Origin of the sequence: Nocardiopsis sp. NPDC006832 (assembly GCF_040635885.1) — a bacterium.
Classification (GTDB): Bacteria; Actinomycetota; Actinomycetes; order Streptosporangiales; family Streptosporangiaceae; genus Nocardiopsis.
The window spans coordinates 1-20,745 of the sequence record NZ_JBEYLC010000052.1 but is presented as its reverse complement, the minus strand read 5'-3'; the positions used below and the strand labels follow the sequence as shown (position 1 = coordinate 20,745).

The 20,745-nt window shown below is 67.4% G+C and carries 15 protein-coding genes and 1 pseudogene; 1 reads left to right on the top strand and 15 read right to left on the bottom strand.

Going from position 1 to position 20,745, the window contains the following annotated elements; genetic code table 11:
* Positions 1–170: 170 nt before the first annotated feature.
* Positions 171–914, top strand: coding sequence for an SDR family oxidoreductase (locus tag ABZ717_RS21785; RefSeq protein ID WP_358513397.1), 744 nt, complete (start codon positions 171–173; stop codon positions 912–914).
* Between the two features lie 137 nt (positions 915–1,051).
* Here ABZ717_RS21785 and ABZ717_RS21780 read toward each other — a convergent pair whose 3' ends face one another.
* From ABZ717_RS21780 to ABZ717_RS21710, 15 genes and pseudogenes are all read right to left on the bottom strand, one after another.
* Positions 1,052–1,837 (bottom strand): alpha/beta fold hydrolase, encoded by a 786-nt coding sequence (locus ABZ717_RS21780; protein ID WP_358513395.1) that lies wholly within the window; start codon positions 1,835–1,837, stop codon positions 1,052–1,054.
* Positions 1,838–1,988: 151 nt separating this feature from the next.
* Positions 1,989–3,011 (bottom strand): C45 family peptidase, encoded by a 1,023-nt coding sequence (locus ABZ717_RS21775; RefSeq protein ID WP_358513393.1) that lies wholly within the window; start codon positions 3,009–3,011, stop codon positions 1,989–1,991.
* A complete protein-coding gene (locus ABZ717_RS21770; protein WP_358513391.1) occupies positions 3,008–3,625 on the bottom strand; it encodes a GNAT family protein in 618 nt (205 codons plus the stop codon). The genes ABZ717_RS21775 and ABZ717_RS21770 overlap by 4 nt, the downstream gene beginning before the upstream one ends.
* A gap of 5 nt (positions 3,626–3,630) precedes the next feature.
* Entirely contained in the window at positions 3,631–3,894 is a 264-nt protein-coding gene (locus ABZ717_RS21765) for an acyl carrier protein (RefSeq protein WP_358513389.1), read from the bottom strand.
* Entirely contained in the window at positions 3,884–5,404 is a 1,521-nt protein-coding gene (locus ABZ717_RS21760; RefSeq protein ID WP_358513387.1) for an AMP-binding protein, read from the bottom strand. Before ABZ717_RS21760 ends, ABZ717_RS21765 begins: the two co-directional genes overlap by 11 nt.
* Positions 5,401–8,664 (bottom strand): amino acid adenylation domain-containing protein, encoded by a 3,264-nt coding sequence (locus ABZ717_RS21755; RefSeq protein ID WP_358513385.1) that lies wholly within the window; start codon positions 8,662–8,664, stop codon positions 5,401–5,403. Before ABZ717_RS21755 ends, ABZ717_RS21760 begins: the two co-directional genes overlap by 4 nt.
* A complete protein-coding gene (locus tag ABZ717_RS21750; RefSeq protein WP_358513383.1) occupies positions 8,661–10,901 on the bottom strand; it encodes a class I tRNA ligase family protein in 2,241 nt (746 codons plus the stop codon). The genes ABZ717_RS21755 and ABZ717_RS21750 overlap by 4 nt, the downstream gene beginning before the upstream one ends.
* A gap of 22 nt (positions 10,902–10,923) precedes the next feature.
* Positions 10,924–11,943 (bottom strand): FAD-dependent oxidoreductase, encoded by a 1,020-nt coding sequence (locus ABZ717_RS21745; protein WP_358513381.1) that lies wholly within the window; start codon positions 11,941–11,943, stop codon positions 10,924–10,926.
* On the bottom strand, positions 11,931–13,256 hold the full coding sequence (locus tag ABZ717_RS21740) for a SidA/IucD/PvdA family monooxygenase (RefSeq protein ID WP_358513379.1): 1,326 nt from the start codon (positions 13,254–13,256) through the stop codon (positions 11,931–11,933). Before ABZ717_RS21740 ends, ABZ717_RS21745 begins: the two co-directional genes overlap by 13 nt.
* A gap of 48 nt (positions 13,257–13,304) precedes the next feature.
* Positions 13,305–14,543 carry an MFS transporter gene (locus ABZ717_RS21735; protein ID WP_358513377.1) on the bottom strand — a complete coding sequence of 413 codons (1,239 nt, stop codon included), beginning with the start codon at positions 14,541–14,543 and terminating at the stop codon, positions 13,305–13,307.
* A gap of 9 nt (positions 14,544–14,552) precedes the next feature.
* On the bottom strand, positions 14,553–15,863 hold the full coding sequence (locus ABZ717_RS21730; RefSeq protein ID WP_358513375.1) for an ATP-grasp domain-containing protein: 1,311 nt from the start codon (positions 15,861–15,863) through the stop codon (positions 14,553–14,555).
* Between the two features lie 132 nt (positions 15,864–15,995).
* Positions 15,996–17,111, bottom strand: coding sequence for a cytochrome P450 (locus ABZ717_RS21725; RefSeq protein WP_358513373.1), 1,116 nt, complete (start codon positions 17,109–17,111; stop codon positions 15,996–15,998).
* A gap of 26 nt (positions 17,112–17,137) precedes the next feature.
* Positions 17,138–18,274 carry an acyl-CoA dehydrogenase family protein gene (locus ABZ717_RS21720; protein WP_358513371.1) on the bottom strand — a complete coding sequence of 379 codons (1,137 nt, stop codon included), beginning with the start codon at positions 18,272–18,274 and terminating at the stop codon, positions 17,138–17,140.
* Between the two features lie 11 nt (positions 18,275–18,285).
* Entirely contained in the window at positions 18,286–20,469 is a 2,184-nt protein-coding gene (locus ABZ717_RS21715; RefSeq protein WP_358513369.1) for an iron-containing redox enzyme family protein, read from the bottom strand.
* Positions 20,470–20,506: 37 nt separating this feature from the next.
* A pseudogene (locus ABZ717_RS21710) lies at positions 20,507–20,745 on the bottom strand (hypothetical protein); the annotation flags it as partial.

Sequence of the window (20,745 nt, the reverse complement as noted above, 5' to 3'; positions counted from 1 at the left end):
CCACCATTGGCACCCGAAACGCACTAGATGTCCTTAATCAACCGATTCACACGCGGTATCGGGAGTCGACGGCCACGCCGAACACCTCGCGGATACACCGCGCCCGAACCCCGTTCGGCGGAGAATGGGCCGATCCCGACGAGCGCACCGCGCGTAGGAAGGAAACGTTCATGCAGCTGGAACACCAGATCGTCGTCGTCACGGGAGGAGCCGCCGGCATCGGTGGCGCGATCTCACGCGTCCTCGCCCGTCGCGGCGCCAAGGTCGTCGCGGTCGACGTCAACGGGGAGGCCGGAGCGGAACTCGAAACCGAGCTCGGCGCCGACGTCGCCTTCGTCCAAGGTGACGTCGGCTTGCCGGAGACCGCCGAACTCGCGGTCCGCACCGCCGTCGAGCGCTTCGGTGGGCTGACGGGTCTGGTCAACAACGCGCACGCCTCGCGCCAGGCGCCCTTCACCGACCTCACTCGGGAACAGTGGGACCTGTCGTTCTCGACCGGCTTCATCGCCACGCGCAACTTCATGCTCGCGGCCCACCCGCACCTGGCGAAGTCCGGTGGTTCGATCGTGAACTTCGGCTCGGGCGCCGCGCTCGTCGGCCAGCCCACCCAGGCCGCCTACGCCGCCGCGAAGGAGGCCATCCGCGGCCTTTCCCGCGTGGTCGCCAACGAGTGGGCGAGCCAGAACATCCGCGTGAACGTCGTGAGCCCGATGGCGATGACGGCGGGCGTCAAGGCCTGGAGCGAGTCCGCCCCGGAGCTGTACCAGGCCTCGCTCGCGAAGGTCCCGCTCGGCCGCTTCGGCGACCCCGAGACCGACGTCGCCCCGATCGTGGCGTTCCTGCTGTCGGACGACTCCAAGTACATGACCGGCCAGACCCTGATGGCCGACGGCGGAGCCAACAAGCTGTACTGAGCCACCGACGTCGGGCATCGCCGCCCCACCGCGATGTCCGACGTCGGTACCCGCCGGCCGGTACCCCGGAGTTCTCACGGTTCACCGGGGAACACACGCGTGCCGGGATTCGAACAATGAATCACCGCTCGGGAACACTAGATGATCTGGGTGTGAGTGTCGCGGTTTCGCGGTCTCGGGTCATGGCGGTCGACGGTTCGACGGAGAATCTCGATGGCGGTGCGATCGTCGTCCTCGAAGTAGAAGTGACCGCCTGACACATCATGGTGCTCCAACGGTTGCGAGGTGACGTCCTGCCAACGGGCGACACCTTCGCCGTCCACGTGCGGGTCATCACCGCCGACGATGCTCACCACCGGAAGGTCGAGCGAACGTCCAGGCTGGAACGCATAGGCGGCGACCATGCCAAGGTCACGGCGGAGCGGTTCGAGTAGCAGTGCCGCCGCGGAACCACTTTCGGCCTCGGACGGAATACCCCCGAAGAAGCGGGCTTCCTCTGCGAATTCATCGGCTCCGAGCGTGGTCATTCGTTTGACGCGTTCGGATGGCAGGAGGGCGGGCCCCGCACAGCCCGACACGACCAGGGCGGCCGGGCCGCCGGGCAGGCGTCGCGCGGTCTCGAACGCCACCAGTGCCCCCAGACTGTGTCCGAAGAAGAAATACGGTCCGGTGGAGTGCGCGGTGATCGCTTCGCTGACGGCCTCGGCGAGTTCGGTGACGTCGTCGTGTCGAGGTTCGGCGAAACGGTGACCGGTGCCGGGTCCGCAGACCGCGACGACACGGACCAGGTCTTGGAGGCCGGGCCGCCAGTTCAAGAATCGATCGGCCCGCCCACCCGCGTGCACGAAGGTATAGAGGTTCGGACGGGGGTCGGGCCCGTCGTCGGCCTCGATGAACCATCCTTGGTGTCTCGGTGTCGACATCGAACTCGTCTCCTTGTCATTGGCGCGTACGCGGTGAGGTGCCCCTTGAGGTCCGCGGGTCCATGAAGCGTTCTCGCTCGTCCTTGGACGAGAAGCGCCCGCGAGAAGGGGTCCCGCCCGATGTTCATCGGCCGGGGCCCCTGTATCGACATCACCGCAAGGCCCACAGGTGTTCCTTCTCGACTGCGGGATCGCCGGGCCACAGGCGCAGTTCGCCGGTGTCGGGATGGAGCATGACCGCTGCGACCGTTCGCTCGCGGCGAATGTCACCGTTGTCGGCCACGTTGATCGGCCGGCCCGACAGGAGCCGGTGGTGACCTTCGACATCGTCCGCCCGGGGTATGCCCACCGCGTGGACGGCTTCGAGTCGACGCTTCGAGGAGTTCTTCGCGAAGACGTTGATCTCGTCGTGGACGGCGAAATCCGGGTGCAGGAAGTGGTTGGTGTGGACCAGGTCCGCCCGTTCGAGGATCCGCCGTTCCTCCCCCAGGGCCTCGACGCAAACTGCGCGATCGACGCCGCAGATCGTGAACGAGCGTGAACTGGCGAGCTTGAGCCCGCCGAGGATCTCCACCGCCTGGTCGACGCTGTCGGCGTTGTCGAGTATGTGCCGGATCGCCAGGTACGGCGGTACTCCAGGTGTCCATGCCCCACCGATGACGAGGTTGAGGCCGATGGCCACCCCGGCGTCGTTGACTCCGAGGTAGCCGAGTAGGCCGCCGAAGCTGAGCACCAGCGAGCGGTGACGTGCCCCGGAGACCGCGAGGACCGCGATCTGGTCGTCGAGGTTCCCGTTCAGGTCCACGGTCTGGGCCAGGATCGGCCGACCCCGCACAGAGGTGTAGGTAGTGCAGTCACCGGCGGTGACGCGGCTGTAGCCGAGGAGCTCGCGGCGCAATTGGAGCAGCCAAGCCTCGTCATGGTCGATGTCGGCACCGGCCGCCAGGCCGTCGACCTCTTCGGCGAGGTCCGGGAGGGCCTCGGCGACGGCATCGCGGTGAGTCGCGATCGCACGGCGCACCGAGCCACGGTCCAGCGGCTGGTCGATGAGATGGTCGAGTCGGGCGAGAGAGTCGTCGAGGAACGCGCGGAGCCGTCCGGCGATCGCGCCCCCGTGGGCCAGACCCCGCTCGCGGGGCCGTCCGGCGAGTTCGATGAAGGGTACGTCGTTCATCGTGACGGGTTGACGGCTTTGCCGTGGTCGCGGAGCTGTTCTTTCACGGACGGCCACTCGCTCGCGAGTATCGAGTAGTAGACGGCGTCACGCCTGCGGCCTCCCGGCATGTAGTTGAAGCTGCGCAACACGCCCTCCTCACAAGCGCCGATCTTGCGCAGGCCGGCACAGGCCCGAGCGTTGAGCACGTCGGTCTTGAACTCGACGCGGACCGCACCCATGTCCTCGAAGGCGTGCTGGAGCAACAGGTACTTGGCCCAGCGGTTGACTCCTCGGCCCTGGAAATCGACGCCGAGCCAGGACCAGCCGATCTCAAGACGCCGGTCGGCCTCGGCCATGTTGCCGTAGCTGGAGCTACCGGCGGCACGCTCAGTGGCCTTGTCGACGATGATGAAGACCACGCGCCTCCCGGCGGCGTCGTCGGCGATCATGGCGTCGAAGAAGGCGTCGAAGTCGGCGTCCGTGTCGACGCGGCTGACGAAGTGGTCCCAGATGCCGTCGCCGAAGGCGATCTTGCGCAGCGGTTCACGGTCGGCCTCGGTCACCGGCCGCAGCCGGACGTGCTCGTTGTCAAGGACGGCCGGGGCCGTCCGATTCCATAGGTTGTCGGCCATCGGTGTCATCCCCTTTTGTCGGCGTGGAGTCGGAAGGTGTCCACGACGTCGCCAAGGGTGCGCATACCGGCGACGTCGTCTTCGGTGAAGTTCTCAAGACCGACGTCGGCGGCCTTGCAAAGCGAGGTGAGGAACAGGACTTTGTTCAGCGAGGTGAGTCCATAGGTCTCGACGAGGTCTTCGCCGAGGTCGAGGGAGGCAGGATCTGGCCGCTCTCGTAGGGTTCGCGCGAGTTGCTCGCGGGCCAGGGTGTCCAGATCAACGGGCATGGAGGCCTTCCTTCGGGTCGTCGATGCGGGCTCGGTATCGTTCCTGGATGCGTTTTCGGATCGGTTTGAATTGGGAGGTGAGCAGGTCGTTGTCGATGGTGAACGGCTCCTCGGCGATGATCACCCTGGTGACGCGCTCGTCGGGTTCGGAGGCGGCGTTGACCGCTTCGAGCGCCGCCGTGATCGCCTCGGTATCGACCGGGCCGGGGTACGGGGAGACGACGGCGACCAGCCCGATCTGATCGGGGCAGTACAGGACGCACTCGGCGACGGCTCCGGTGTCGCGGAAGCGGCTCTCGATGACACGGACTATGACCTTCCTTCCGTTGTCGAGGACGATGACGTCGTCGGCGCGGCCATGGATGAACAGGAAACCGTCGTCGTCGAGGTGCCCGAAGTCACCCGTGCGGACGATCCCGCCGGGTTTGAATATTCGCTCGCTCTCGCCTGGTGGAGCGTAGGCGTAGGTGGTGTTGACCGGGTGGTCGCTGCGCACGCGGACCACGTTGTCGTCACCGATGAGGATCTCCTTGCCGGGGAGAGCCTTACCGACGCTGCCTTCGCGGTGCGCACCGGGATGGTTCTTGGTGGCGATGCAGGTTTCGTTGAGGCCATAACCCTCGAAGATCGGCAGGCCGGCTTCGTTGAAGAATCGCAGCACGGCCTGATCGGCGGGGGCCGACCCGGTCCACATGTAGCGGATACGCGGGCCGAACAACTCGACGGCGGCTTTGGCGGCGTCGTGGTCGTCGGAGAGGCGTCCTTCGATGTACCGCTTGGCGGTATCGAAGAACGCGGGCACACCCATGACGACGGTCGGTTCCACCATGGGCATGACGGCGAACACCGACTGGTAGGTCGTGATGGTGACGTCGTGACCCCAGTGCATGGCCGAATAGAGCCAGTAACGCTGCTGGAGCAGCGATAGGGGCAGGAACACGAGGATGTCGTCGCCGCGGAGGTGCCCGAAGAAACCCTGGACGTCGCACAGCGAGGAATCGACGCTGGCCACGGTGGCTTCCAGCCCCTTGGGGACACCGGTGGAACCCGAGGTGAACTTGACGGTGGTGCATTCGTCCGGTTCCCACTGGAGCGCCTTGAGTTCCTGTGGGTCGTGCTCGGCGTATTCGGCGACCTCGGCGATGGGGCGAATGGTGGGCGGCGCACCATCACCGACCGAAGCGTCGGTGTAGAGCAGGTCGAGGTCGTAGCGTTCGACCAGTTCGATGTCCGGAGTGAACTTCCCAGGCTCGAATCCGGCGGTCTGTGCCTTGATCATCAGCGCGGCGAGATCGAGCAGGACCCATTCGAGACGATTGACGGCCAGGACACCGATCCGATCGCCCTCTTGGACGCCACTTCGCCGCAAGGCGGTGGCGACGGCGCGGGCGCGGTCGTGGAGTTCGGACAACGGCATGCGGCGGTGGTGCCCGAGCCCGGCGACGGTGAGCGCGCCATCGTGGGTCGGCCGCTCGGCGATGATGCGATTGATGATCGATTCGGGCGTCACTGTTCCCTCTCCCCGGCGTCCGCGATGTGACTCGCCATGGCCCGGACCGTGTTGAGGGCGAAGATCGCGTCGAGCGGCAGACCGATCCCGTATTCGGCTCGCACCGCGGTGAGGATGCGTGCCGCGATCAGGGAGTCGCCGCCGAGCGAGGCGAAGTCCGTCTCGGGGTCGACTCGTTCGGTGCGCAGCGCGCTCGACCACAACTCGGTGATGGTGGCCTCGATGGCCGGATCCGCGGGACTTTGCGGTTTGGTGGACCGATCGTCGATGGGAGCGGCGGCGAGGGCGACCCGATCCACCTTGCGGTTGCGGTTCAGCGGCAGCGCCTCGTGCCACGAGAAAATCGCGGGGAGCATGTAGGCGGGAAGCTCGGTGTGGAGGACCTCGCGAAGTTCGGCCGGCGTAGGGCGGGCCTCGGAAGCGGGGACGAGGTGCGCGACGAGCACTACGCCGGAAGTGGCCTCATGGGCCACGACGGCGGCCTGGGCGACCGCGGCGACGGCGGTCAGTCGAGCCTCGACCTCCCCGGCCTCGATGCGATGGCCGTTGACCTTGATCTGGAAGTCGGTGCGGCCGAGGATTTCGATGGTCCCGTCGGGTCGGTAGCGCCCGAGGTCGCCGGTGCGGTAGAGCCGGTCGCCGGTGGCCGGGTCATCGAAGTAGCGTTCAGCGGTCAACTCGGGTGATCCCCAGTAGCCGGGGGTGACACCCACGCCGGCGGCGAGGATCTCGCCGGGTACCCAATCAGGGCAGTCATGGCCGTCCGCGTCGCGGATATGCGCGCGGTTGTTCGCGTTGGGACGACCGTACGGGATCGGCGTGTCCGCAGGATGATCGTGTGGGATCGGATGCCAGATGTTCCAGATCGTCGTCTCGGTCGGGCCGCCGAGGGAGACGACGCGAAGATCCGGCCGCGCGCCATAGAGCATGGCGGGCAGGTCGGGCGGGATGCGATCACCGCTCATCATGATCAGTCGCAACGAGGGCGGGAGTGCGTGGTCGTGGTCGGCCAACATGCGGACCAGGGCCGGAACCGAGTTCCACACGCTCACGCCCGTCTCCGCGATGAGTTCCTTCCAGTGCGCGGGGTCCGCGGCCCGATCGGCGTCGGGCATGACCAGTGCGGCTCCGGCGCTGAGAGCGCCGAAGACGTCCCATACCGACAGATCGAAATTGAAGGCGCTGATGGCGAAGAACCGGTCCTTTGGGCCGATCTCGAACCGTTCGGCACAGTCCGCGACGACATTGGCCACGTTCCGGTGGGTGACCATGACACCTTTGGGTTTTCCGGTGGTGCCGGAGGTGTGGAGGACGTAGGCGAGGTCGTCGGGGTCGGCGCGCAGGACCTCGGGCGGTTCGGTCGCGAGCGGTGCGCCGCGCAGGTCCAGCGAGGTCATACCGGTCTTGGCGTCCACGTTGGTGAGGACGCGGGTGACGCGGCCATCGCGCAGTAGTCGGTCGCGGCGGGCGGGCGGGACGTCGGCGTCGACGGGGACGTAGGTGGCTCCGGCGAGCAGTGTGCCGAGTATGCCGACGACCTGCTCCGGTCCACGACGCATCACCAGTCCGACGAGGTCGCCTGGGGCGGTGCCGCGTTCGCGGAGCCAGACGGCGGCGCCGGCGGCGCGGGCGAGTAGTTCGCCGTAGGTGATCCGCTCGTCCGCGGTGATGATCGCCGGTGCCGTCGGTCGTTCGGCGGCGTGCCGGAGGAAGGCGTCGGTGAGCATGGCCGGTGCGAATTCGCGCTCGGTGTCGTTCGCGTGGTCGCGGGCCTTGCGCTGCGAGTCCGGCAGGAGGTCGAATCGCTCGGCGCCCCAGGCGTTCTCGTCACAGAGTCGGTGGACGAGCACGTCGAGTCCCCGGGCGAGGGCGTCGAGCAGGCCGGGCGGGTAGAGCTCTTCGACCGCGTCGAGGCGTATGACGAGCTCGCCGTGCTGTTGGAGGACGAACACGTCGAGGTAGACCTGCGGGGTCTGGGAGAGGGTGAAGACCTCGGTGCCCAAGGCCTCCAGTGAGGAGCCGTCGACGCCGCCGATCGCGTCCAGTGTGGAGTTGAAGGTGTAGGGCATGGCGGCGGACCGCGTGTCCGAGTGGTGTCGCGCCAGGTCGCGCATGACGTCGATTCCGGAGTAGTGGCGGTGATCGAGGTCGGTGCGCAGGCGTTCTTGGAGGGCCTGGACGCGTTCGGCGAAGGTCAGGCTCCTGTCGATGTGGACGGCGAGGAGCAGTGGGTCGGAGAACTGACCTATGGCGGTGAACGCGCCGGGGTGGATCGGGCGGCGCTGGGAGACGGTGGTGTTGAGCGTGAATTCGTTCCCGGCCCCCCATTGGGACAGGGTCTCGGCCCAGGCGGCGAGGAGCACCACCGACGGTGTCAGGCCCAGGCCCTTGGCCTGTTGTCGTAGTCGCGTCCAGTCATCGGCGTCGAGGCGGACGCGCCGCTGAACGACTTTGGTGGGGCCGATGGCGGAGGGATCGGCTGTGAGTGGCAACCGGGGCGCGAGGGGAAGCCGGTCCAGGCGTGATCGCCAATAGTCGCGAGAGCGTTGATGGACCGGCGTGTCGACCACGGTGTCGAGGGCCTCCACGTGGGCGCGGAAATCCATGGGGGGCGTACCGGGTTCGTCTCCGGAGTCATAGCGACGATGCCATTCGGCGAACAGGAGGAACATGCTGATGCCGTCGACGGCCATTCCGTCGTGATTGACGCACAGCGCCATCCGGTCGTCGGCGAGCACGCAGACCTCGACGTCGATCAGTGGGCCGGTCACCGCGAGCTTCAGATGGGAACGGCGTTCGCGAACGGCCAGGCGCCGCCTTTCGCGCTCGTCGGGGTCGAACCCGCGTAGGTCGGTGACGGTGAAGCCGGGAAGAGTTCCGGTCTCGGCCTGTCGTTCCTCGTCGACGACCGCCAGGCGGAGCGCGGAGTGTGCCCGGGCGACCTCTTCCAGTGAGCGACGCAGGCGGTCGAGGTCCCAAGAGCCCTCGATCTCGTGGTAGACCTGATTCGCGACGTCGCCGATGTCGACCAGATCAGACCGTCCGAGCAGGTAGGCGCGTTGCAGTGGGGTCAGCCCGAAGCCGTGTTCGAGGGCGGCGAGGTGTTCGAGGAGCTCACCCTTGGCGGCCTTGAGCCGGCCGAGGAGTGTGGGGGTCATGGCCTCTTGTGGGCCTTGGAGCTTGAGGTTGTCCTCGACGGCCGAGAGCGTCAAGCCGGCTTGGTGGAGATCGGCGAGTACGGCGGCGGGCGTGTCGGTCATCGTTCCTCCCGATCGAGTGTGGCGAGCAGGTCGGGGTCGGCCAGGTCGTCCAGCGTGGACGCCGTGGTGCTCAGTGGGGCGTCGCCGAGGAGGGTCTTCAGTGGCACGTCGGCCTTGAGCTCGCTGAGGGCGTGATACTGGAGCGTGGTCGCGGCCAGGGAGTTCGCGCCGAGTTCGGGAAGTGACAGGTCTTCGAAGTCCCCTTCGAGGCTCAGCAGGACGGCGACCTTGTCGCGCAACCAGGAAAGCGTGGCGGGCGGCGACGCGGCGTTGAAGAAGTTCGTCTCGGCCAGGCTGGAACGGTTGCCCGGCGGGATGAGTTCGACCGTGTCGGGCCAGGTATCGATCGGGGCGAGGCCGAGTGAGGAGGCCAGCCGCCCCGAGAACCGCGGCATCAGCGGCGCGGCGACGGTCGCGAGCAGTCGAGCCGCCGCCAGTTCCAGGGCGATCGCGGTACGGCCCTCGGACGCCCAGCGATCAAGGCCGTGCAGTCGGGACTGTCGACGCGAGAACTCGGTGGTGTCATCGACGATGGCGTCGAGGACGGCCGCGGCCCGGCGCAGCGAGAAGCCTTCGGCCCCGAGGGCGGCGGTGGCCTGGTCGAGGTGTTGCGAGAGCCGTGCGAGAAAGGCGGTGTGCTCGGTCGTCCAGGTACCGGCGTCCGGAATGAGTCCGTCGAAGTCGCGACGGACGCGCTCACCGAGGTCGGTCAGCCACGCCTCCCACCGGCCGATCAGGTTCCCGGTGAGGGCGCGGTCGTACTCGACGCGGCGGAAATCGGTGCGTTCGTCCTCGGGACGGGTGCGGCACAGGTAGTAGCGCACCGCGTCCACGGTCTCGGGGGCGAGGATGTCCTTGCCCCAGATGGCGTGGCGGCGACTGGTGGAGAACTTGGCTCCTTCCAGGAGATAGAACTCGTTGACGTGGTAGTCGATGTCGGGGTTCCAGTCGGGGAAGGCGAGCCGGTACAGGACCGGGTAGAGGATCGAGTGGTAGAAGCTGTTGTCGTAGCCGAAGAAGTGGACGAGCTTCCAGTCGCGTGATGGTGTCTCGTGCGACCACCGCTCCCCCATCTCGTCGCCCAGGCGCTCGATGCCGTGCAGGAACCCGTAGCTCATCTCGGGCCACACCCAGATCACCTGGGAGTCCGACTCGTCCTCGGCCGGTCGTACGCCCCAGTCGGAGGGGTGGGAGACGGGCAGCTCGAAACCGTCACGGGAGAAGACCCGGTGGGCGAGCTCGCGCAGGCGGGCCGGAACTCGACCGAGCAGGTGGTGGTCCGCTACGACGTCGGCGAATTCGTGGAGCGGCAGGGTCCAGCGTTCGACGTCGGTTCGCTTGGTCGCGGTCTCGCTCAGGCGCGAGCGGGCCTCTCCCAGGTCGGCGACGAGGTTGGGTTCGCCGCATTCCTCGCAGATGTTGCCGCCGGTGGGGTGGGAACACCCCGGGCAGGTACCGGAGACGTCGACTTCGTACAGATACCTTCCGTTGTCTCCATCGATGAGAGCCGGTGTGGCCTTCGGGCGGACCTTGTCGGATTCGACCAGGCGTGTGAAGAACCGTTGCAGGCCTTCGGCGTAGCCCTTGTCGACACTGGTGGTGTAATACTGGTCGATTTCGATGTCCATGGCGGCCAGGGTGGTCGCGATCTCGGCGGAATAGTGGCGGGCGGCCTCGGCCGGGGTGACGCCATCGCGCTGAGCGGCGGCCTCGACGTAGCTCTGGAAGTCGTCGCTGCCGGTGAGGTGCCAGGCGCGGTTGCCGCACAGGCGTTGGAAGCGCACATAGGCGTCCGCGCCGAGGTAGGGACCGGAGAGATGACCGAGGTGGAGGTCCCCGTTGGGGGTCGGTGGAGTGGAGAACACGAACTGCGGGCGGCCGACGGCATGAGGCCGAGACCGTGAGGTGGCCGAGGCCTGCGCTCGGGCGGCGTCGCGCCAGTACTGGGTGAAGAAGACCAGGTCCACCTCACCGGTGTTGGTGATGACGTGGGACTCGAAGGGCTCGAACAGGACCACGGTGCCAGGACGCGCCGGGTGAACGGCACCATCGATGTGGAGTTCGCCCTCACCGATGACTATGACGAAGAACTCGGTCTCGTCGTGCTGATGGCTGGTGGAACTCGCGCCCGGAGCGACGCGGCCCCATCCGGCGCCGACACCGAGTCCGTCGACCGAGGACATGTCGATACCGAAGGCTTCGGTGAGTTCGGATTCGCTGTATCGGTTCAAGATCATGGCTGTCTCCGTCTTCGGTGGTTCAGGGCACGAGGGCTGTGGACACGAGTACGTCCACGGTCTCCGCGGCGATGGCGGGGGCGAGCCGGTAGCCGGAGCCGCCCGCGCCGCCGGCGAAGACCAAGCCGGGACGCAGTTCGGTGACGACGGGTTCGCGAGCCGGTCCGTAGGCGTCGCAGAAGACCCGACCGGAGCGACACAGCGGCGCCATCTCGGGCGCGTAGCGCTCCAGGACGGTGCGGGCGGACGCGAGATCGGCCGGGGTGAGCCCACGCTCGACGGTGTCGGGGTCGACGTCCCAGTCGTCGCAGGTATAGCTGAACAGGAATCGCCCGCGGTGGTGGAGCGGCAACATGAAGGCGTCCTCATCGTCGAAGACGGTCAACGCGTCGCTCGGACCGGGGACGACGTCGACGTGCGCCGCGACGATCTTCTTGACGCGTAGCTCCAAGGGCGCGACCGGTTCGGCCCAGGCCGGGTGCGCGATCCAGGGTCCGGGAGCGAGCACGACGCTGTGGGCCCACAGACGTTCACCGTGACTCAGGCTCAGGCACTGGATCTCGCCGTCCTCGATGGCGGAGACCTCGACGCCCTCCCAAACGGTCACGCGCGGGCGCAGTTCGGCCAGCAACGCGCCGGCGACTCCCGCGACGTCGGCGTGGTGGCACCCGCGCAGGGTCCAATCGCGAGTACCCGATGGCGTATCGCGTCCGGTCCGCGGACCGGGCCACAGGTAGGTCTCATGGATGGCGTCGGCGCGGTCGGTCGAAGCGATGATGGTCGCGTCGATCCGGTGAATCGGCAGGTCGAGCCTGGTCGCGAGGCGCTGCCAGTAGTGGTGACTGTGGTCGGTCATGGTCCGGACGCGCTCGGTCGTGCCACGGGGGAAGTGGACGCCGGCCGAGCGGGCGGTGGCACCTCGGGCGGCCAGCCCGCGTTCGACCACGACGATGTCGGCGTCTGGGAAGGCGGCCGCGGTCTCATAGGCGATGACGGCGCCGATGATGCCACCACCGACGATCACGATGTCTACAGCATCCATTGCGAGTCCTTGGAAGACCATTCGATGAACGACGTCGCCCGGTCGGCGACCGGCAGGCCGCGCAAGCGATCGGCGATGCGCTTCGCGCGCCAGGCGTTGAGACTCAGGTTGACGTCGGGCAGCCCACGCTGGCCGCGTACCGCGTTCTGCACGAAGATGTTGCGGTCGGGCGGGCCGTCCCAGCCGGCCACGAAGTCCTCGTCCACGCGGAATTCGTCGTTCTCGGTCTCGATGCGGTCGAGCAGCGGCTCCAGGAAGGTCTTCGGGGCGCTCCGGAAGCCGGTGGCCCAAACGACCGCGTCGACGGCCAGGCCCTGGGTCTGATCGGGCTCGTCGTTGTGGCTCAGGGTCAGCTCCCAGGCACCTCCTCCACCGGGGTGAATGGCGGTGACGGTCCGGTTGGGCAGCAGTCCGAAGCGGTGATCGTCGTGGTCGATGAACTGGAGCCTGTACAACTCCTGGTAGATCGCGCGAAGCGTGGACTCGGAAATTCCATCGGAAGCGAGTAAGTGGGCGGAATTGAGTTCGGATCGCTTGTTCTTGGGCAGCCGGAAAAAGTAGTCGGAATAGTCCGGCATGAAGAAGTCATTGGTGAACGCCGAGTCGTCGATCGGGAAGTAGTTGCGACGCCGGGAGATCCACGCGGTGTGGGCGGGCCGCTCGGACTCGGGTCGTGACAGCAGGTCGAGGAAGGCCTCGGCGCCGGACTGACCACCGCCGACGACGGCGACGCGCTTGCCACCCAAGCCCTTTGACCTGCTCAGATGTTCGCTGACGTGGAACTGGGTGGCGCCCTGGTACGGGCGGACGAAGTCGGGAACCCACGGTACGGTACCGACGCCGACCGCGATGTTGTCGGCGGTGACCTCCCTGCGGTCGGTGGTGATATGGAAGACCCCGTCGAAATCGACGCGCTCGACGGACTCCGAGAAAGCGATGTTCTCGTTTTCCCGCGCCGCCCAGGCCAGGTAGTTGCGAAACTCCGCGCGGGGCACTTCGGCGAACTGGGCGTTGAAGAAGTGGTAAGTGCGCCCGTGGTCGTGCAGGTAGGACAGGAACGAAAAGCGACTGGTCGGGTCGGACAGGCTCACCAGGTCCTTGAAGATCGACACCTGGAGGGTCGCTCCGGGCAGGAGCTGGTCGTCGTGCCAGCTGAAGTCGGCCTTGCGGTCGAAGAACAGGTTCGGCTGCTCGGGGTCGTCGTGCAGTAGTGCGGCGAGGCTGAGATTGGCCGGTCCGACACCGATGCCGGCGATCCGAAGGTGCCGTATCGGATCATCGGACACCGTCTTTCGGCGAGGTGCGTATCCCACGTCGAGTCCTTCCTGTGAAGTGCGGGCTCGTGCTCGTGTCGCGATGTTTCAGGTGTGGACGGACGTTTCCGGCCGGGGGACGCATGTCCAGGCGATGACGGCCGCCACGAGGGAGCAGACACCGATCGACGGCCACATCAGTGATCCGATGTGGAGGTACAGCCAGCCGCCGATCAGCGGCCCCACAGCTATGCCGAGGCTGAACATGAAGTGGAAACTGCCCAGGTAGTAGGCCTTGAGCCGGGGCGGGCCCACGGTGGCGGGGTGAGCGAAGAACGCCGGTCCGGAGGTGATCTCGCCCAGCGACCAGATGAGGGTGGCGACGATCAGGGCGGCCGGCCCGATCGGCAGCGCGTAGAAGGCCACGCCGGCCCCGACGAGCGCGAAGCCGACGGCGAGCACGGTCCGCGCCGCGAGTCGCTGGGTGATCTTCGTGATCGCCAATTCGAACGCGATGACGATCGCGCCGTTGACCGAGACCGCGAGCGTGTACCAGAACAGCGCGATGCCCTGGTCCTCTATTTGGAGCGGCAAGGTCGTCACGTACTGAACGAACACGATCGAGTGCAGCAGGGCCGCGACCAGATAGAGCGAGAACCTCCAGTCGGCGAGGACGGCGGCATAACCCTCGCGTGCCTTCACGGTGGTCTTGTCGCCCTCGACCGGGGTCGGGCGCAGCACGCTCTTGGCGGGAAGTGTGTTGTAGGCCAGCACCGCGTAGGCCGCGGCGATGACGGCCTCACCCCAGAACAGGTAGACGAAACTCTCGCCACCGAGGTAGTACAGTCCGTAGCCGACCAACGGGGCGCCGGTCGCGCCGAGGTTGAGGCCGAGACGGTACATCGCGAAGATCATCGTCTGACGCTCAGGTGCGACCAGGGACGACAGCAATGTCGACGAGGCCGGTCGAAACAGCTGGGTACAGGCGCTGGCCGTGGTGACGAAGGCGAGCAGCAGCAGATAGTTCGGGACGTAGAGCAGTGAGGCCGTCAGGACCGCGGTGGCCGCCATGCTGATCACGGTGGCGGCCCGCGGGCCGAGACGTTCGGTGGCGATGCCTCCGGCGAGGGCACCGACGACGGCGCCGGCACCGTAACAGCCCACGGCGACGACGGCCTGCTCCGAGGTGAAGCCTTCGTGGGTGAGGTAGAGGACTATGAAGATCTGCAGGAAGCCCGAGAGGCGATTGACGGTGACACCGAGAAGGATGACCTTGGCGGCGATCGGACTGTCGCGGAAGGTCTCCCAGACGCGCGGCGCGGCCAAGGTGGGCGGAGTAGTGGTCACTGAGCGCTCCTAGGACACGACGATGTCGATGGCGGAGCGAACACGGGCCTCGATTTCGTCGAGCTGTTCGGTGTCCGGTGCGTCGATGTAGAAGGTGACGGCGCGGTCATCGGAGGATCGCAAGGGCTTGAGCTGTGTGCCCTTCTCCTTGCAGACCATGACGGCACGCAGGCTCGGTGCGTCATCGGGTTTTCCCGGCTCGATACGGGGCCACATGTCGGTCTCGCCCACCCACGACGCGGCGACGTCGGGCCAGTCGAGCCTGACGTCCTCAAGGACGCCGAGTGGATGTCGAAGGTATACCTGGCGGGCGACTCGGACGGGCCTGGGGTATTCGGCGCGCTCTGCGAGGGTGACACGAATGATCTGCTCTTCGAGCGGGAGACCGGTGGCGAGCTCGTAGAGGGCGAGCAGACCATCACCCGGTGTACGAGCGGCGATCTCCATCAGGTGCGGGGTTCCGCTCTGGTCGAGCCGCCATTCGGAGTGCGTGATGCCGTCCTCGAAGCCGAGCCGGTCGAGTATCTCGGCGTTGACCCGCAGGAGGGCGCTATCGGCGGGATCATCGCCGCCTACGGTGTGGGACAACTCCACGAAGGCGTTGCTGTGGGTATCGGTGGTGGTCTTGGCGGTGACCGACGCGAAAACGCGCCGTCCCTGCTGACTGAGGGTCTCGACCGAGTACTCGGGACCGGTGATCTTCTGCTCGATGAGGACGGTCTCGTGGTCGGGGTATTCGACGAGCTCACGGGCGACGTCGACGGGGCCGTCGGCGGAGACGACACCGGAGGAAGAGTGGCGGGTGGCCGGCTTGAGCACCACTGGGAACTCAAGTGTTCCAGGGTCGATCGCCTCGCGTTCGGAAGGTGGGACGATGAGCGAGGCCGGGCTGTGCCGATGGAGATAGCAGCGCTGGAGGTACTTGTTGCGGCACACGCGGGTGGCCCTCATACCGGGGAAGGGCAGGCCGAGTGCGTCGGCGACGATCCCGGTCGGCTCGACGAGGGTCTCGCCGACCGCGTAGACACCTTTGATGCTGTAGCGCGAGCACCAGGCGGTGACGGCGGCCATGACACCGGGGTTGAAGGAAGCCTCCTTGTCGAGCGAGCCGGCCACATAGGCCACGTCTTCGATGAGTGCGGCGGGTCCGTTGTCCTGGCGGCGGACGGCCTCGGCTCGATCACGGAAGCCTTCGGGCGTGATGACGAGGATCTTCAAGCCGCGGCCGGCGAGTTCGGTCAGGTAGAGCGGGCTGCGGCAGATCACCCAGAACGCTCCGGTGAGGATGAACGCCTGGGGCAGGTCGTTATCGGGTTTCATGGCTGTTCTCCCTGATCGGTGGCGTGACAGGTCCAGAGCGGGTCCTCGATGGCGCACCGGACCCGACGGGGACGAGCGCTGAGCGGCGCTCACTCGGGCGGGTCGGGGCACAGGGCCGTGGGTGAGGGCCGGTCACGAGGTCCCCCCTTCGAGCACCGGAATTCGGGCGTTCGGGGAGGGCAGGTAGTGGTTCCGCCCTGGTAGGTCGCGCGGGGTCCATCCGGCCGCTTCGGCCTCGGCGACGATGGCGACGGCGATCTCGATGGCGACGGCGCGTCCGGGACAGCCGTGTCGACCGGAACCGAAGGTGAACGAGACCGGGTGCCGGCGTGCGGGATCGAAGACATCGGGCTCGGGGTTGACGTCCGGGTCACGGTTGGCGGCGGCGAGGAGCAGCAGCACCTTCTGTCCCGCCGCCACGGATTGCCCGCCGTGAGTCCATGGTCGGTGGGCGAAGCGACGAGTGTTCTGGATCGGGGCGTCGTGGCGCGCGATCTCGTCGACGAAGGCTCGCAAGTCCTCGCCGCGTTCGTGCCGGCCGAGCCCGAGGAGGGTGTTGCCGACGAGGCCGGCGGTCGCGTCGTAGGTCTGGGACAGGAGTCCGACCGCGTTCGCGAGCGCGGGTCGCCTCGGGACGTGGCCGGTGGCGACGGTCTCGACCAGGCGGGCGGCCAGGCCGTCGCGTTCGGCCGCGGCGGCGAGGAGCGGCTGGAGTCGGGCGGCGGCCTCGTTCGCGGCGGCGTAGTCCTCCGTGCCCGCGGAGGCGGGCACGCAGCGAACGAACGCGGCGGTCAACTCGACCGCCCGGCGAAGGTCGTTCTCGGGGATGCCGCACAAGGAACCGACCGCGGCGACCGGGACACCGAAGGCGAGTGCGCGATAGTCGATGCCGTCCTCAAGCGCTTCGCGGGCACGGCGGCGAGTGGCCTCGGCGATCGCCTCGGGCGTGACCCCGGTCAGCACGGTGGTGATGGCGGTCTTGAGTTCGGCGGCGGCCTCGTCGTCCCGCATCCGGACCAGTTGGCCGAAGACCTCACCCGCGGGTGTGTCGGTGATCGCCGCGGGTACCTCATCGCCGCTCGCGCGTACTCCGAGCTCGGAGGCGTTGAAAGCGGCCTGGACCGCTTCGGCGTCGGCGGCGACCCAGGAATCGATCTCATCGTCGAACGCGAATGGACGCTTGGCGGTGAGTGCGGCGTAGTACGGGTACGGGTCGTCGCTTCGGACCGCGTTGAGCGGTGTGGTCACTTGGGCTCCTGGTCGGTCATGGTCGGTCACAGTGATTCGGCGATACCCATCCGGAGTACTTCGGATGGACCTTCGTAGATGCGTAGGGATCGGACCTGGCGGTAGAGACGTTCGATCGAACTGTCGGCGACGAGTCCTGACGCGCCGAAGATCTGAACGGCGGCGTCGACGATCTCACCAGCGGCCTCGGTGGCGTGGACCTTGGCGACGGAGGAGGCCTCGGCGTAGTCCTCGCCGTTGTCGGCGGCCCAGGCGGCTCGGGTGGTGAGCGACGAGGCCGCCAAAAGCTTGATGCGCATCTCCGCGAGCGAAGACTTGACGAGCTGGAGATCGGCGAGGCGGCCACGGTAGGCCTTTCGGGAGCGGGCATGTTCGACCGCCAGGCGCAAGGCCCGCCCGGCGAAGCCGACCGCGGCGGCGGCGACGGTCATACGGGCCCGTTCAAGGACGTCGAGGGCGACCACATAGCCGTGCCCGCGTTCGCCGAGCACGGCGTCAGGACCGACACGGCATCCGGTGAAGGAGAGTTCGGCCCAGGAGCGGGGCGCGATCGCTCCGATCGCAGACGCCTTGAGCCCGGGGGTGTCGCCGGGAACCAGCAGAGCGGTGAGGCCGAGGGGTCCGGGCCCCTCGCCCGTGCGCGCGAGGACGACGTGCACGTCGGCGATGTCGCCCTGCGCGATCCAGGTCTTGACGCCGTCGAGGACGAAGCCGTCGCCGTCCGGTCTCGCTTCGAGCGCGACGGCGGCGAGGTCGGATCCGGCGCCGGGTTCGGAGAGGGCCAGCGCTCCGACACTCGTTCCGGCCGCGAGGCCCGGCAGGTGGTGTCGGCGCTGTTCGTCGGTCCCATAGCGGATGATCGCGGCGGCGCTGAGCTCTTGAATCGAATACACGAAGTCGAGGAGGTCTTCGTGGAAGGCCAGGACCTGCCTTCTGACGCAGACGGATCGGAGGTCGGACGTAGGAGCATCGGCGTCAAGGTGACGCAGCCAGCCGGCACCACCGATTTCGCGGAGCAGTGCGCGGCACCGGTCGGCGGGCACGGAGGTCTCGCCCTGGTCGTCGCGCGCGGCGCACCAGTGGTCGAGGTGGTCGGCGAGGTCGCGATGACGGGCCTCGAACAACGGCGTGCGCAGAAGGTCGTGGTCGAAGACGGCGGTCACGGCGCTTCTCCTCAGATGACGAGTTCGGTGGACGGCGCGGGTGCGCTCTTGAGGCGGTTCACCAGGTCGACTTCGAGGTAGTAGGCGAACGAGGCGTAGCCGCGCCACACCCGCCGCCACCTCCGCCGCACCTCTTCCTCACCGCTGTTGCGAGCGACGTCGTCGAGATGAATGTTGATCAGGTCGACCGACTGCCGGGCATGCCCTGAGGAGAAGTTGTCGATGGTCAGGTGCGCTTCCTCGTAAACGGTGTCGAAACCCCAACGGCGCAGCTTCTGGATCTCGTGGAGACGCATCTCGCCGAGCCCCAGCATCTCGATCCCGAGGTTGTAGCCGACGATCTCGTCGTAGAGGGAGTCGGGGAACAGCGCCAGGCTCAACTGGTGGATCGGGAAGGCGTAGATGTCGGGAAGCTCGACCTGATCCTTGAACTCCTCACTGCGGATATGTGGGAGGTGGATGTCCATGCTCTCCAGGACACGGCGAATGAGGGTGATGTGATTCTTGGCGACGTCACCACGGCCCATCTCGTCCGCGTAGATGCCCATCAGCATGCCGTCCGCGCGACGGTCATAGCGGCCGAGGCCGCCGATCCGATGGACCCAGGCGCCGTCGACCATGCTGCCGAAAGCGGTGAGTTTTTGTCCGAAGACGACCTCGTCACGGCCAGGGACCTCTTCGAGCCTGCGGTATGGCTCGACGAGTTTGCGCCAGTAGATGGCCTCGGCGCGTTCCAGGAGCGCCTCGGGGCTGTACTCGAACCATGAAGCGTCGGTGAAGCGGCCGTCCGCTCCATGCTCGAACAAGGTCTCGGCCTCGGACAGGCCCTGCTCCACCCGCTCGCGAGCGTGGGGAAGCACATTCGGGAAGTACTCGGTGTTGACGAGACGGTGGAACAGCTCCCGGTCGTCGATCGCACCCGAGGGCTCGAACACGACGCGAGCAGGTGTGGGCCCGGCGGCGACGCGGTCACGCCAGCGCCGGGCGGCGGCGTCGCCGGCCTCGTTCGGCGACAGGGTGGTCTCGCCGCGCTCGCCGGCGTTGACGGCGTCGATCCATTCGGAGAACGTCGCGGCCTCCTCGGCGTCGAAGATCCCGAACATCGGTCCGCCGAACTTGATGGCTTCCATGAACCGGACGGTGCCGTCGGCGCGGGTCCGCACCTGGCGAGAGGAGCCGAGCGCGTCGAGGAACGCGGCGAGGTCGGCTCGATCGGGATCGGCGAACCAGTCGGTCAGAAGCCTGCCGCCGACCTTGACCTGTTTGTGCTGCTTACCGGCGAAGGGCATGTGACGGGAGATGATCGCGGCGACCTTGTCGTCGATGGACAACCCCTCGATCCAGGAAGCGAACTCGTCGGCCATGCGGAGGTACTCGTCTTCGAGGGCGAGGACGGTGGTGACGGCACGGCGGAGGCGGTTCCAGTCCTGCGCCCCGGTGGGCGAACCCTCGCACAGGCCCCGGTACTGCTCCAGGACGGCGAGCAGATCCGATTCGGCGATGGCCGTCCCGCCGAGTAGGCGCTCGTCCATACCGAGGAGGAAGTACGCGCAGTGGACCCCGATGACCTCGGGGAGCCGGCTGGCCGAGACCAGGGACAGGGCCGCGTAGAAGGCGGCGTGGACCGCGGTGAGCGGTCGGGTCTCACAGTGGCCGGCGAAATCGGTGGCGCGTAGGGGCGGCAAGTGGATCCCGGCGGCCTCCAGGGCACGGCGGCGCACCGCTTCGAGCGAGTCGGTGACGACGCCTTCGCCTTTGAGGGCGAATTGGTGAGCACCGAGACGGTTGACGATGACGGCGGGTTCCGTGGCGGGTTGCGAGATCATGTCGAGCCAGCAGCCGGCGCTCAGCGCGAGCGGGGCTCGTTGGCGCACGAGCCGATCCCACGCCGGTCCGCCCCTATACGCCTCCATACGCTCCCGGATCGCCTCGCGACGGCGGAGGATCAGCTCGACCGGGTCGGCTTCGGCTTCGTCCGAGGCGGCGTCGAGCACGGTGTCGGCGACACGCAGGGCGAGGAGCCTCGTCTGCTGGGACTCGGCGTCGCCGAGCAATCGCCGAAGCCAGACGCGGGGCTGTTGGGCGAGCACCGCGTCGACGGCGTCGCAGGTCTGCGGGGAGAAGTGGTGGGGGCGGATCGGCAGGGAGGTGGTCGTGTCGAGACGCGGCTCGTTCTGGTGTCCGGTGTTGCGCATGGTTCGCTCCGGTGAGTGTCTACCTCGGTGTGCGGTCTCAGACGTGGCGATGCAGGAGGAGAGCCGTCCGTATTCCAGGCACGCTGGACGCGAGGAGGTAGGCCCCACCGTCGCGGAGTTCGCCGGCCTCGTCGAGGTCGGTCAGGTTGATGAGCGGATCAGCGGCGAAGCAGTGTCCGAATCGGGTGACGTTGTCGAGGTACAGCTGTTCCGGGGCGAAGCCCGCCTGCAACTCCTTCAGGGACACGATCGGGAGGTAGAGGTTGTTGTGGAGGA